This is a genomic window from Arthrobacter rhizophilus (genome assembly GCF_026241105.1).
Classification (GTDB): Bacteria; Actinomycetota; Actinomycetes; order Actinomycetales; family Micrococcaceae; genus Arthrobacter.
In genome coordinates this window covers 211,441-225,100 of record NZ_JAPFFT010000002.1, presented here as the reverse complement: position 1 = coordinate 225,100, position 13,660 = coordinate 211,441, and the positions used below count along the sequence as shown (strand labels likewise).

Annotated in this window: 11 protein-coding genes; 4 read left to right on the top strand and 7 right to left on the bottom strand. The window is 60.1% G+C overall.

Annotation, left to right across the window (positions count from 1 at the left end):
- Window positions 1-53: 53 nt before the first annotated feature.
- Together OOZ51_RS03475 and OOZ51_RS03470 are read right to left on the bottom strand one after the other, a co-directional pair.
- Window positions 54-482, bottom strand: coding sequence for a RidA family protein (locus OOZ51_RS03475; RefSeq protein WP_265977511.1), 429 nt, complete (start codon window positions 480-482; stop codon window positions 54-56).
- A gap of 520 nt (window positions 483-1,002) precedes the next feature.
- Entirely contained in the window at window positions 1,003-1,227 is a 225-nt protein-coding gene (locus OOZ51_RS03470; RefSeq protein WP_265977509.1) for a hypothetical protein, read from the bottom strand.
- Between the two features lie 1,373 nt (window positions 1,228-2,600).
- Here OOZ51_RS03470 and ltrA point away from each other — a divergent pair.
- The 3 genes from ltrA (at window position 2,601) to OOZ51_RS03455 (ending at window position 8,572) form a co-directional block, all read left to right on the top strand.
- Window positions 2,601-4,061 (top strand): group II intron reverse transcriptase/maturase, encoded by a 1,461-nt coding sequence (ltrA, locus tag OOZ51_RS03465; protein WP_265977508.1) that lies wholly within the window; start codon window positions 2,601-2,603, stop codon window positions 4,059-4,061.
- 610 nt (window positions 4,062-4,671) lie between these two features.
- On the top strand, window positions 4,672-7,128 hold the full coding sequence (locus OOZ51_RS03460; protein WP_265977507.1) for a sensor domain-containing protein: 2,457 nt from the start codon (window positions 4,672-4,674) through the stop codon (window positions 7,126-7,128).
- A gap of 1,096 nt (window positions 7,129-8,224) precedes the next feature.
- Complete coding sequence (locus OOZ51_RS03455) at window positions 8,225-8,572, top strand: DUF427 domain-containing protein (protein ID WP_323054668.1); 348 nt, start codon at window positions 8,225-8,227, stop codon at window positions 8,570-8,572.
- Here OOZ51_RS03455 and OOZ51_RS03450 read toward each other — a convergent pair.
- The 4 genes from OOZ51_RS03450 to OOZ51_RS03435 form a co-directional block, all read right to left on the bottom strand.
- The gene (locus OOZ51_RS03450) at window positions 8,553-8,969 is read right to left on the bottom strand and encodes a dienelactone hydrolase family protein (protein WP_265977506.1); all 417 of its coding nucleotides are present in this window, start codon (window positions 8,967-8,969) and stop codon (window positions 8,553-8,555) included. The two genes, OOZ51_RS03455 and OOZ51_RS03450, sit on opposite strands and share 20 nt — an antisense overlap.
- 434 nt (window positions 8,970-9,403) lie before the next feature.
- Window positions 9,404-10,447, bottom strand: a complete 1,044-nt coding sequence (locus tag OOZ51_RS03445; protein WP_265977504.1) for a YncE family protein — start codon at window positions 10,445-10,447, stop codon at window positions 9,404-9,406.
- Between the two features lie 788 nt (window positions 10,448-11,235).
- Entirely contained in the window at window positions 11,236-11,556 is a 321-nt protein-coding gene (locus OOZ51_RS03440; RefSeq protein WP_265977503.1) for a histone-like nucleoid-structuring protein Lsr2, read from the bottom strand.
- Window positions 11,557-11,587: 31 nt separating this feature from the next.
- Window positions 11,588-12,451 (bottom strand): hypothetical protein, encoded by an 864-nt coding sequence (locus OOZ51_RS03435; RefSeq protein WP_265977502.1) that lies wholly within the window; start codon window positions 12,449-12,451, stop codon window positions 11,588-11,590.
- Between the two features lie 87 nt (window positions 12,452-12,538).
- Here OOZ51_RS03435 and OOZ51_RS03430 point away from each other — a divergent pair, with 87 nt between their 5' ends.
- Window positions 12,539-13,267 (top strand): hypothetical protein, encoded by a 729-nt coding sequence (locus OOZ51_RS03430; RefSeq protein WP_265977500.1) that lies wholly within the window; start codon window positions 12,539-12,541, stop codon window positions 13,265-13,267.
- Here the strand turns inward: OOZ51_RS03430 and OOZ51_RS03425 are convergent.
- Entirely contained in the window at window positions 13,264-13,575 is a 312-nt protein-coding gene (locus OOZ51_RS03425) for a hypothetical protein (RefSeq protein WP_265977499.1), read from the bottom strand. The two genes, OOZ51_RS03430 and OOZ51_RS03425, sit on opposite strands and share 4 nt — an antisense overlap.
- Window positions 13,576-13,660: the final 85 nt, after the last annotated feature.

The window sequence follows — 13,660 nt, the reverse complement described above, 5'->3', positions numbered from 1 at the left end:
TTCCGATTGCGCTCCAGAGAGAGGCGCCGTATGCGTGTCCGGTCAGGGATCCCCTACCGGGCGCCCGAAGTGGGCTGGTCCCAAACTGCGGCGACTGCTTCGATCTCCACCAGTTGGTCTTCGTAGCCGAGCACTGTGACTCCCATCAGTGTGCTTGGCACATCGTGGTCGCCGAAGGCGTCCCGAACTGTGCCCCACGCTGTTACCAGGTCGGCCCGCTCTGTCGATGCCACAAGCACGCACGTGGAGATTACATCCTCAATGCCGGCGCCGGCGGCCTCCAGGGCGAGGTACATGTTCTCAATCGCTTTCGCAGCCTGTGCCGCGTAGTCCCCGATGCCTGCGGTCGTACCGTCCTTATTCAAGGGACATGATCCCGCCAGGAAAATGAGGCGTGCACCGCCGGGAACGATCGCGGCATACGCGTACTGCGCGGAAGCACTAAGAGAGCTGGAGCGAACGAGGGTAACTGCACTGGGCATGGGCGTCCTCTTGTTGATATGCGCTGGCCAATTCCCACCCTACCGGGGTGGATCGCAGCAATAACTGGCGGCGATCTCGCAGCGTCAAATGTCATCCCCTATGCCCGTTCATCGATCCTTTACCGGGCGTTGTTGGGGCGACTCACCTGGCAAAGAATCGGCCTTGCCCCTGACGCGTTCTGGGATCTATCGGGTAGCCAAGCTCCTCAAGACAATCCAGTACCTCGTTCGGGTGATAGGTCCAGAATGTCCACCAGGTTCCGTCCCGCCGCAGGAATCCCAGGCCCTGAAAAGTATCTAGGCCCCTCATCGTCCGGTAAACCAGACGGACGTCATCCCGTTCCAGTCTCCATGGGCCGAAGAACCTGCCTAGCCCATGCCGCGCCCGGAACTCCAGCTGCTCCTTTGTCGGCACGAGAAGGATCCAAGGCGTGCCCGCCCTGAACTTTCCGGGGAGAGCGAGCCCTCCCCTGAATTCCGGCTGCTTCCCCATCTCATTCCAATCCACCTCAAGGTGCTTTCACACCACCGTACCGGTTTGGTCGGGAAGGTGATTGTGACAGTTTCTCCGATCGAGCCACTCTGCCGTAGCCGCTTCATTAACCGGGGGAGACCGGAGCCCAAGTCGTCTCCTGATCAAAGGCCCCCAAGCCCAATTGGAGATCACCGTGCCGGATGCCACATCAATCACTGATACCGAGCCTCCGATCCAATTGGTCACGTAGGCTTTGGACCCGTCCGGCACAACGAAACGGACGGAAACGAGAGTTCAGACGCGTCATCAACCTGCTGGTGTGGGCGCACGACCAGGGACGTAGTCTGGGGTCCCTTACACAAGCGGATGTCGACCGCTGGCTCGCAGCTGGGAAAGCCGACCGAAGGCTCATCAGAGCATTTCTCGAATGGGCAAGGCTAAACCGGCATGCCAAAGCCCTTACGGCCCCGCCGGTCACGCGCTCACGCGCTCATGCGCTCACGACTCACCATCGGAGGAAACGATGGGAAGGAGCGCTTGGATCAGCTCTCACGCGCACTTTCATCAAACTCACTGAATCCACGCACAAAACTGGCCGCCGCGTTGGTTCTGCCGTATGGCATCCGGCCCGCACGCATCGCCGAGCTCCGCGTGCTGGATCTCTTCAGCAAAGCTGAAACGGTCATCATCAAGCTAGGAAGCGCCTTGCCGAAAGAAGTCGGAGACGTTGCGCAACTCGCCCTTGCCGCACGTGACGCGGCACGCATATTCGGCTCTGTCAACGATGAGGAATGGCTTTTTCCGGGAACCAGGCCAGGTCGAGCTCCTTCACCCCAAGCGATCAACATGCGTCTTAGATCGATCGGTATCAAACCGGAGACTACTCGGTCAGGAGCCCTGACCTCGTTGGCGGGACTCCTTCCGCCAGCCATCCTTTCCCGCCTTACCGGACTCGAAATTACAGCCGCGGCGCGGTGGGCCTCAGCAGTGTCCGAAAGTAACGCCCGCTACGCTGGCTGGGACTGTCTGAATAACGGTGGTGCGCCACGAGGCGCTTGTAGTTCGAATGGAGGTGGAAGGCCTTCGTCGGCTGGCAATCGTAGTTGCTGGCTGAAGCTGACGGCAGCCTGATCCACGGATTGGTGGTGAGGGTGGGAGCAGCCGTGACAAAGTCGGGACGGTTCAGGATTCCTTGATGGGCCGGGTCCGGTGAGCGAGACGAGAAGGTATACGCGAGGAACCGGTGTTGTTACGCCTCTTGAATTTCAGGCCTGCTCAAATCAAGGGAATAAGGGCAGGTGGGCGGTGCGTACCCGCTGGCCGATGTGCCGTCGGGGAACTCCCGGTTCGGTCTCACCTGCTGGGGCCGGGAGATCACGGTCAAGGGCTACGGCGTAGCCGTGATGATGCCGCAGGGGTAAAGCCGGGTGCCTAACTCGTTGATCGAATGCAAGTGAGCGTGGGAACCGGAGGCGTTCCGCTCCGTTGACTCCGAACGAGTTGGCGGATAGATGCGATGCCTGTCGAAGGGCGCATCCGGGGCAGAGCCGCCGTAGTAGTCCGAGGCCGGGAAAGCCGGCCACATGGCGAAGGGCGGCAGTGTGTCAGGTAGCGGAGTTGTTGTAATGGTTGGAGGTTCACCGGTGAATACCAGTGAGGACATGTGGGCGCGAATCGATGGTGCCCAGATGAAAGTACAGCGGATGCAGACGAAACTACATCGGTGGGCCGGAGGCGATTCTGGCCTGAGGTTTGACGACCTGTTCAACCTGGTGCACGACCCTGATTTCTTGCTTGTGGCGTGGCAACGTGTCGCGGGCAACAAGGGCGCGCACACTCCCGGGATCGATGAAGTCACGAAAGCGACAATTCAGTTCTGGGTGGGAGTGGATGAATTCCTTGGCGGTATCCGGTCGTTGGTGAAGTCCGGGGAGTTTCGGCCGGTGCCGGTGCGCCGCGTTGAGATTCCGAAGGCGAACGGGAAACTCAGGCAACTGGGTATCCCAACACTTGCCGACCGGGTGGTGCAGGCCTCGCTGAAGTTGGTTCTGGAACCTATTTTTGAGGCGGATTTCCATCCGTGCTCATACGGTTTTCGGCCGTTTCGACGGGCTCAGGACGCGATCGCGGAAATCCAGCACATGACCAGCCGTGGTTATGTGACGGTGCTGGAGGCCGATATCAAGGCGTGTTTCGACCAGATCGATCACACCGCGTTGATGGGCCAAATGCGCCAAAGGGTAGGCGATAAGAAAGTCCTGGCACTGGTCAGGGCGTTTCTCAAAGCCGGGATCATGACCCGAGACGGTCAACCGATCGGATCCAAGTCCGGCACTCCACAGGGCGGGATTCTCTCCCCGCTGCTGGCTAACATCGCGTTGCATGTTCTGGACGAGCACGCCGTCAAGGCGTGGGCGAGGGACATCGACACGTGGCACCACCGGCAGCGGCTGATCCGAAACGGTGGCGCGCCGTGGAAATTGATCCGTTATGCAGACGATTTCGTCTGCGTCATCAACGGATCACAAGCCCACGCGCTGGCGTTGAAGGATCAGGTCGCGACAATCCTTGCCCCGCTGGGGTTGGAGCTGTCGGAAGAAAAGACCCGGGTCGTCACGATCGAGGAGGGATTCGATTTCCTCGGATTCAACATTCGCAGGATGCGGAAACGAGGAACGCGGGACAAGTTCTTCGTCTACACGATCCCGTCCAAGAAATCGATCAAGACAGTGCGATCGACGATCGGCCAAACCTGCCACAGGTCGGCCCTGCACTGGGAGTTCGAGGACCTCTTGAAGAGGATCAATCGAATCCTGACAGGGTGGGCAAACTATTTCCGGCACGGGGTCTCCAAGAAAGTCTTCAGCGGTATCGACTTTTACACGTGGGGCCGGATCTGGAAATGGTTGCAGCGTAAACACGGGCGGATGAACGGACACCAAATCCGGCGCAGGTTCTGCGACCGGGGATGGCGGTACGCATCCAACGGAGTGCATTTCACCGGGGCCGCAACGGTCACGGTCGAACGCTACCGCTACCGCGGAGCGCGCATCCCTACCCCGTGGACGCTCACGCCCGATAATGCCCCGATGCCCATCGGGTAATGGCGCATGGAGAGCCGGATGCGGTGAAAGTCGCACGTCCGGTTCGGTGGGCAGCCGCTGCGAAACCCATCCCAGCAATGGGAAAACGGGCGCGCAGCGGCTGACCCTATTATCTGGCTCGGTCATTACGGGGGGCTTGTGAATTCGTCAATATCCAACTGTGAGTCTTGATGTGGCTGGTCTGGGACTGGCTGGCAGGGTTGGTGTCGGTTGCCTGTCCCGGTGGTGGCTAAAATCCGACTGGCCGCACTTCGCGTGCCTTCTTAGCGACTTGCCCGTGCCGGGGTGCGACCCAACCGGGTGTTAGTGGTCGGCAATCCTGTTTTCAAACGGCAGAAATGGCCCTGTTTTCAGACGGCATCAACAGAACCTCGGTGCGAAGCGCTTGGGGGGTTACAGTAGGTGCAGCACAACGTGGGGTGCGTGATCTGTTCGCGGATCCTCCGATGGTCGTTTGAAGCATCTGCATATTAATCAACGTCTAGTCTCGCCGTTGAAAAGGTGGCAGCCGGCTGTTTGTTTACGCTGACGACCCCCGGTTCTTGTCGGCGGCTCCGGATCGTAACTGGGTCGGGGGGCCATGCCTGCAGCGAAGCATGATGATCCGGTGATGCAGTCGCTACTGCTGGAGGAAATCGGGCAGTCGGTGGTTGGCCTCAACGACGGATGGCAGGTGACGTATTGGAACCATGCCTCGGAGCGGCTGTATGGTTTCACTTCCGCAGAAGTCCTCGGTCGGAAAATTACCGAGCTGGGGATCATCGCCGGACCGGGCATACCGAGCCAGGAGGCGACCGGGCAGGAGATCGCGGATGGGATTGCCGCGGGCCGGGGCTGGGCCGGTGAGTTTTGGGTGCGTCACCGGACGGGACGTGAGTTCGCGGTATATGCCACGGTGAGCCCTGTCCGTGGCAAATATTTCGTGCCCGTCGCGGCGGTGGCTGTGTCCAGGGACGTCATGGACCGAAAGCGCAGCGTGGGTTGGTTGTCGGCGATGGTGGAATTTTCGGGGGACGCGACTGTCGGCGCGGACATGGCAGGGATCATAACGAGCTGGAACTCCGGGGCCTTAAGGATGTTCGGCTGGAGCGCCGACGAGGCCGTCGGTCAAAGCTACCGTCTGGTGGCCGCCGGCATGGACGAGGGTTTGAGGCAGGTGATCGCTGCCCAGCTGGGAAGCGGGGTGTTGATGACGGGGATTGAAGCCCTGTGGCGGCACAGGGATGGCTCAGTGGTGGAAGTGTCCTTGACTCTGTCCCCCGTGTACGGGACCGACGGGAAGCAGACGGGGGCATCGGCAATCGTCCGGGACGTCACTGAGCTGAACCGTCTGCGACTGGCCGCCGCCGAGCTTGAACGCCTCGTCGCCGCTCAGGAAATGGTTCATATGGGCAGTGTCGAACATGACATCGTTTCGGACCGGTGGTCGCACTCGGATGAATACGCCCGGATCTACGGACTGGCCCCGGGCGAACTGATCTCCCGGAAACAGTCCCTTGCCCTGGTCCACCCCGAGGACCTGGAGCTGATCCAGGCGGCGCGGCGGGCCCTTGATTCAGGCACGAAGCGCGTTGAGTACGAGTTCCGCATCATCAGGGCCGACGGCGAGCTTCGGTGGATGCAGTCCCAGGCCAGAATGACCCATGACGCCACCAGCGGAGCACCCCTGCGTTTCCTGGCCACCGTGATGGACATCACTGACCGTAAAGACGCCGAACAGGTTCTTGAATGGCAGGCCCGCCACGACGCGTTGACAGGCCTGCCGAACAGATATCTGCTCACCGATGTCCTCCAGGGCTTCCTGGGGCAGCCGTCCCGGCGGGTGGTGGTCATGTTCGTGGATGTCGACCGGTTCAAGCTCGTCAATGACGGCATCGGGCACACAGCCGGGGACGCCCTCCTGATCCTGCTCGGCGAACGGCTCCGGACCGCCGTCCGCCCCGGCGATACCGTCGGCCGATTCGGCGGCGACGAATTCGTCATCGTCTGCGAGAACCTGGGTATGCGCGACGCCGCCGCGGCTGCGGAACGCATCAGGATGGCAACCCGGCAGCCGTTTAATATTGACGGACGAAGAATCTTCCTCAACCTCAGTGTCGGGATCGCGGTCTCGGGTCCGGGAGATACCGCGGAATCGTTGCTGCATGGCGCGGACACAGCCATGTATGAAGCTAAGGCCGCCGGCGGAGACGGCTCGGTGGTCTACGACTATCGCACAACGGGGCAGGCAGCCGGGCGCCTGGACCTGCAATCTGACCTGCGCGTGGCCTTGGAACGGGATGAACTGTTTCTGGAATATCAGCCCATCATTGAACTGGACACGGAACAAACAGTCGGATTCGAGGCCCTACTGCGCTGGCGCCACCGCGAACACGGACTGATCATGCCAGACACGTTCATCGGCATCGCCGAGGAGACAGGCCTTATCGTCCCGATCGGAACGTGGGTGCTCAACGAGGCACTGGCCCAGGTCCAGCGGTGGCGCTCCAATGTTCCGGGAGCCGGGAACCTCTGGGCCGCGGTGAACATTTCCGCCCGCCAACTCGTGGCCCCGGACTTCCCGGACGTCGTGCACGCCGCGGCGCGGGCGGCGGGCATCGATCCGGCGGCGGTGAACCTGGAAATCACCGAAACCGTCCTGATGGAGCAGAATGAGCTGCCGTTGGAGATCCTGCACCGGCTGCGTGACCTCGGTGTCGGGCTTTCCATCGATGACTTCGGCACCGGCTACTCCTCGCTGAGCTACCTCAAATGGATGTCAGCCCGGACCCTGAAAATCGACCGGTCCTTCGTTGAAGTGCTCGGCACCGACCCGCAAGGGGCCTCCATCGTCGAACTGATCCTGGGCATGGCACGAACCCTGAACCTGGTCGTGATCGCCGAAGGAGTCGAAACCCATGACCAACTCGCCGAACTTCGCCGCCTCGGCGTCCGCCATGCACAGGGCTACCTGTGGAGTAAGCCAATGCCAGAAGGCCAGGTCGCGGCCTGGCTGCAGTCCCGGGCCGTGCCTGCTGAAGCACCGCCTGGCCGGAAGCGACCACGCCCCCAAACAACCGCTCCCTAAAGGAGTCCCGATCGAGGCAGTTGTCGGTGACGATCGAAAGCTGAGCCATGGTGTCGTTGGGGCTTGAGGACCAATGCTCGTGACCGATAGCAGCTTGTTCCGGGCTTATGTTGAGTAGGGTTCTGGTCATGAGCTTTTCGGAGTAGACACCCGAAGAGGATGACGGGACGTTCGAGACCCGGGATCTGCTCGACGCGGCGGATTCCTTTGACGAATTGCGCACCCATCTGAACGGCCAGGGGTTACCCGTCCGCCGGAAATGCGCGATGAGCTCCCGGACCTGCATTCGCTCGCCTTGGAGGTATTCCCGAACTGGCCAAAGAACGAATTGGTCAAGCTCTGTGAGCGGACCGAGGAACTTGAGAGAGCCTGGCTTTCGAGCACATGATGCAGTCGGAGAAGCTCAACGGGTTGATTCTCGAATCCCTAATGGACACAGCACCGGACGAACTCCGCGATCAAAAGCCCATGCAAGGGTGCTGCGCGGCAGCGCTAAGTAACGTCCGATATTGGGGCTTGAGGACCGATACTCGACTTAGCGGGACTTTTCCCGGGCAGCAACGAGTCCGCGGGACGGGTCAAGTCCACCCGGACCCGCCCTTGCCGTAGGAGCCCAGAAGCCCGGCGAACGGTACCGTCAGTCCGAGGCCGACCGAGACCGATACCGCCATATGGATACCGAAGCCGGCCCAGATAACAGGTTTGATCGGCTCTCGGGCTTCCCGCGTGGCAGGGAATTCCCGGCGCGTTTGTCAGCCCCTTTTCGCGGCGGGCGAAGGGGAGCATACTGGTTTCAGCGGTGGGCGAGTGGAAGCGGGATGACGAACCGTTGATTGCCGGTCATGAAGTTGAACCAGCCCCGGCGGCCGAGTCAGGGCGGCGTTGTCGAATGCCCCGATGCCTGCAGCGGCCAAGTTTCCAAGGCAGCCTTATCTGCGCGGCTCGATCCGCTAATCACCGTGAAAATCCGGAGTGAAGTCATCTCCGTGTCCTGGATGGGACAGATCACAGACCAGCCCCGGACCACGGGCTAAGTTGGCGCCAACACGATGAAGAAGGGAAACGATGTCTACCTGCATAGGGCCTATCAGGCGATCTGGAAGGGCACCGTGCCGAATCAGACCGGATCGTCCGGATCGAAGGGAACCAGTACTTCCCGCCCGACCCGATCAACGCCGAGTACTTCCGCCCCAGCGACCACACCACGGTCTGCCACTGGAAGGGGACCGCAAGCTACTACACCCTTGAGGTCTACGGCAGGACCAACCGCGACGCCGCTTGGTACTACCCGACCCCGAGCCCGGCCGCCCGCGAGATCAAAGGCCACATCGCCTTCCGGAAGGGCGTGCGGGTCGTCAAGGCCGGCCAGCCCGACCCGGACACCAAAGCCCCGGCCAGAGGCCTCCTGGCCCGGATCCACACCCTCATGAAATACCGAGGCTAGTCGAAGACATCAAATCGAAACCGGGCGACCAACCTCGTTGGCGCTCCTCGAAGCCGATCAAGTCGGGGATGAGCACCCGGACTCCGTGTTCAGCGAGCCGGAGCCCGTATGCCATCGAAGGATCACCGCAGAGACCGGCCACTTCCCTCTTGCCGAGCGAGAACTCACCGGCATGCTGGTGGACGGCGATCACCAGCATGCCGGCGGGCGCCTTAGGGCTCAGGAGAAGGCATGGGACGGTGTCACCGTCGCTCGTGTCCACTTCGATCCGTTCCCGGGCGATCGAACCAACAGGGCCAAGCGGGCGACGGCGAACGGCCGTCGGGCGGTGAAGCTCAGGGACGTCCAAGCCCAAGAGCCGACGGACCCATTCGCGGTCCTCTGACACGTCTTCCATGAGCCCTTCGTCTCAGCCAGTCACTGCTCCAGTCACAAGCAGCGCACCCTGAGGGATTCCTCACCGGACACGTTCATATGTCGATTTGACCTACGACACGTGCCTTGGGCGCGCGGCAGTGGATGCCTGCGTTTCGTGGCGGCTTGACGTGCCTGCTTGCGGACAGTCCAACGCCCGAACCGCCGCAGATCGTTGGCGGGACGGCAAGATGCCTACCGGAGGGCGACGAGCGGTCGAGAACCACTTTGTCTCGATTCGCTCTCGCCCCATCGCTGGCACGGGCACGGTGATGATGTCTGCAGGCATCTTTGGGGGTAAAGCGACGCCGGAAGCACAGGGGAGTGGCCTGTGCTTCTGGCACGGTGACGAGACTGAGAGGACGGCGCTTGGGGGCGGAATTCTCTATGATCAGTCGCCCCCGTGATACTCGCTGATTAACCGCCGTTTTGGTTCACGTACGCGACGCATTGCCCCTGGTTCTTGAACTGTGGATAGTTCATCCATCCGCCGTCCTTGCACCCATCCTTGCTCGTAATTATGACGGACACGGTGTCGCTGCCGGAGTTGACGACGTAGACGTTGTGGGTTCCCGGATCGATGGCCACCGAGGTCGGGAAGCCGCCGACGGGGATGGTGTCTGTCACGGTGCTCCCGTTGATCACGGACAATGTTCCGCTGGCGACGAAGTTGGTCACGTAGACAGTGTGTGTTTCCGGGTCCACGGCCACCCCGTCCGGAAAGCTGACGGGGATGGTGGCGGTTACTGTGCTCCCGTTGATCACCGACACGGTAGAGTCGCCATAGTTGGTGACGTAGACGGTGTGTGTGCCCGGATCCACAGCCACCCCAGTCGGATTGCTTCCGACGGGGATGGTGTCGGTCACGGTCGACCCGTTGATCACGGACACCGTGCCGCTGTTGGAGTTGGCGACGTAGACGGTATGCATGCCCGGATCAACAGCCACGCCGACCGGACCCCGCCCGACGACGATCGTGTCGGTCACGATCGTCCCGTTGATCACGGACACAGTGCCGATGCCACTGCCCTTGTTGTTGTTGGTGACGTAGACGGTGTGTGTCCCCGGATCCACAGCTACCCCAAACGGACGGCTGCCGACGGGGATGGTGTCCGTTACCGCGCTCCCGTTGATCACCGACACCGAGCGACTGTTGAAGTTGGCGACATAGACCGTGTGTGTCCCCGCATCCACCGCCACCCCATGCGGACCGAAGCCGACGGGGATGGTGCTGGTCACTGTGGTCCCGTTGATCACGGAGACCGTGCCGGCGGAGTTGTTGGTGACGTAGACGGTGTGTGTGCCCGGATCCACAGCCACCCCAAAGGGAAAGCTGCCGACGGGGATGGTTGCGGCCACGGCAGGGGCGGCTGAAGCCGCCTCCATCGTGACCGGGGCAGCCACCAGGGCCACCGCCAGAACAGCGGCAGCGCACACGCGCGGGAACGACAGACTACGCATATGATCGCACCTATCTTCAGTTTTGGATAAAGGGTCCGGCCTTGCTCTCAAATGTGTCTGGGCCGGCCAATGAAAGCTACTGGTGGTGCGGATCTTATCGCCTCGAAATAAACCCGGACTCGAGTACGCGCTACCCGGAAAATCTTCCATGGCGCTCGACAATTTACGAGTGTCCACGTGGTTAGTGCGATAGCGTCAGCTTGAACCGGACAGCGACGACTCCTCGGCGCGGCCCGCAGCCACGAAATGTCCTGTGCGTATTCCATTCCGGAGCAACTCGCGGGCCAGGCGCATCGTCATGGGACTCGGTCGTCATATCGAACCGGGTAGCCGAGCTTTTCCGCAGCCTCAAAGACATCCTGGGGCCATTGGGTCAGAAACGACCAGGGCATGTTCTCCTCCCGTGATAATGCAGACACCAGCGGCCACAACTGATGCTCCGCCGGCGGCGATGGCACCCCTGGTCATTGCGGTCGAGGACAACGAATGGACCAACGTACGGCCACTTGGTTGAGAAGTTGTAGTCGCAACCCACCGCTTCCGCCGGTACAGCGCGACAAACCAGCGCTAGCGACGTAGCTAACGCTCCCGCCGCCTAAGCCTTACTAATAACCTTCATGCCCTGATCCTGTTACCGGCAGAATATGGAGGTCAATTAAAAGAATCAGGGACTGAAGCTAATTTCTTCAGTCCCTGATCTCTTTTGTTGAATAGTCATTTGCGCCCCCATACGCTCAGTTACAGCCGATACCAGTTAGACGTGCACGCTTTCCTGGCTGTTATAGGACTTAGTGAGCTGTCTGGTAGCGCTCGATTACATCGGCCTGAATCCGGCCCCGGCTGTTGATCGGGATACCAGTCTCATTCGCCCAAGCGCGGATAGCCTTGGTATCAGTGGTAGCAGCTGCCGAGCGACGTGGAGGAGTCTTGACTCGCCCCACTTTACGAGCCGCGGCAGTGAATTTACTCACGGCTTCACGCAGTTCATTCGAGTGAGCTTCATTGAGATCAATCTCATATTCAGCACCATCGATGGCAAAGCTGATAGTTTCGTTTGCATCGGTACCGTCGATGTCGTCGACTAGACGGATATATGTTTTAGTAGCCATGGGAACAAGCTTAGTCGAGGAAGCATTAAATTTAGATGTCACGGACTGCGTTTCGAGCGGCTTCCATAACCGGCCCGACGATCCGCGGGCCAATCCGATAACCATCCGCTTTCTGAGTCAGAAACGCCTGGGTGACTTCACGACGACGCTGCATCGTGGTGGCCTTTTTCCAATCAGGCAGTGTTTTCAGCTCATCAGCTAGTTCCTGAATTTGGTATTGGAACTTTTTCTCATACTCGAAGATGTTCTGGTCCGCTACTCGACCAGCTTGGCTAGCAGCTTCACCTACAACATAGGGTTCAATCTCGTCTTTGGTAACGGACGCTATTATCGACTCCGCAACCGGACGGCGCTTATTGGCCGGCGCGCCGCGGAACTCGGGAGATGTGACGAGAGCGGAGATGAGCTCAATGATCCTGACTTTTTGAGCGATCTCGTGGTTTAGAGATTCCAGGGTCATGGTTCGATGGGTTTCGGCCATCTCGGTGTCCAGGCTCTCAAACAGCGACTCCCGCCATTCGCAGGTAGCCGTCCATTCGAAAATAAGACCGTGCGCCGGCCAGCGTAGCCACAGCACGTCCACTTCGCCTTCATGTGAACTGGCGGCCGAAACAAGGCGGTTCACCTCGGCCGGAAGCTCCTCTCCGTCCTCCTGGGCTATGACTTCTCTCAGCTCGTCAGGATCAAACTTGTTCACCGTGAGGGAGACGAACGCTGCCTGGGCGGAGATAGCGATAGCAAGTGCGTTGTCGATGCTGACAATCGCCGCGCTGAGCTGCACGTCAGCCGACTTCACAAATTCTGCTTCTGCTACATACAGCAACCCGCGATCCACGGCCTTGTTGGGGATCTCTTCAGCCAATGCGGCTAGATCAGCAGATGTGAAGATCGTCATGAGGAGGACTATAGGGGATGGGGCTGACAGGTTCGATGCTGCCATTTGTTACAAGGGATCGTCTGCTTGCTCCAGTAGGCTCAGCGCATGGAGCATCAGTTGTCATGGTTTGACGCCAACGCGGGTTGGATTGGGTTTGCCGGCCTGGTAGTTGGTGTCCTAGGAGTCTTGACCGGTTTCATCTTCTACTGGCTGTCACGCAGGCCGAAGCGGTTCGGCTGGCAGCTGATGGATCAAACGCCAATCCTCAGCAGGAGTGCTGCGGGGTTGCCAATCAAGATAACTCATGGCGATGGCGTTGAAGCCCAGTATCCGCAGCTCTCAGTTATCCGACTGGGAAACCGCGGAAAAGCTGAAATTACGGCGCACCACTTCGATGGACCGATTCGGGTGTCCTTCAAACGAAGCAAACTCATCGGCGCGGCTCTGCACGACCGCCTGGGAATTGGCGTGACAGCGGACATCACCCAAGACGGCAACACTGCCACATTCACTCCATCGTTGCTCAACAAGAATGAATGGTTTGAAGTTCAGTTTGTTACTGATGGTGACGTAGAGACGCCCACACTGTCCGCAAGAGTAGCTGGCCACGACACCGAGACTGTCGAGATTGCTGAAAAACGGCGAGATTTTTGGCGACTTGTGCAGTTCGTTTCTGGATTTATGTTTGTGGTGATATCTGGGACTAATGTATTCGCTCCGCATGACTGGCAGGCCCCTGGAGTGGCAGTGACTTTAATTTGTGCCGCAATTTACTTTGTCTCTGCTAGACGTAAGTCCAAAGCGCCTACTTTGCGGTATCTCCGCCACCGCTAATTATGCATAAATGCTATAATCCAGTCATAGGAGGTATTTCCTGCGCGAGGGAGGCCCTGGGCTTTGGGGCCGCCGGCCTCGTCGGTGACGACGTACGCTTCCGTGAACAGGAGCGCTTGGACAACAACGCCGCCATCCTCGGTTTCCGTGTGCGAGCCGTGCGCCCAAATGACGGGATCCCCACCGATTGTCTTGAGTAGTCGGTGCTGTGCCAAGACGGCCAGAACGCCTTCTTCGCCGCCCCATGCCGAGTCCGGCCATCCATTCGTCTGCCGATTGAGGTGGTCTACAAGCTCGCCAACATCCACGGGTTCCCCATTTCGTCTCCGGGTAGCCCCAATGCCGCGCCGGTATGGGCTACCTTTCCACGAGGCCAATGTAATAGTCAGAGGT

What these genes read in the sequence shown, in the direction of transcription:
- OOZ51_RS03440 (WP_265977503.1), bottom strand. Translation starts at nt 11,556, where the DNA reads ATGGCTACTAAAACATATATCCGTCTAGTCGACGACATCGACGGTACC.
- OOZ51_RS03450 (WP_265977506.1), bottom strand. Translation starts at nt 8,969, where the DNA reads ATGGAAGACGTGTCAGAGGACCGCGAATGGGTCCGTCGGCTCTTGGGC.
- OOZ51_RS03475 (WP_265977511.1), bottom strand. Translation starts at nt 482, where the DNA reads ATGCCCAGTGCAGTTACCCTCGTTCGCTCCAGCTCTCTTAGTGCTTCC.
- OOZ51_RS03460 (WP_265977507.1), top strand. Translation starts at nt 4,672, where the DNA reads ATGCAGTCGCTACTGCTGGAGGAAATCGGGCAGTCGGTGGTTGGCCTC.
- OOZ51_RS03430 (WP_265977500.1), top strand. Translation starts at nt 12,539, where the DNA reads ATGGAGCATCAGTTGTCATGGTTTGACGCCAACGCGGGTTGGATTGGG.
- OOZ51_RS03435 (WP_265977502.1), bottom strand. Translation starts at nt 12,451, where the DNA reads ATGACGATCTTCACATCTGCTGATCTAGCCGCATTGGCTGAAGAGATC.
- OOZ51_RS03445 (WP_265977504.1), bottom strand. Translation starts at nt 10,447, where the DNA reads ATGCGTAGTCTGTCGTTCCCGCGCGTGTGCGCTGCCGCTGTTCTGGCG.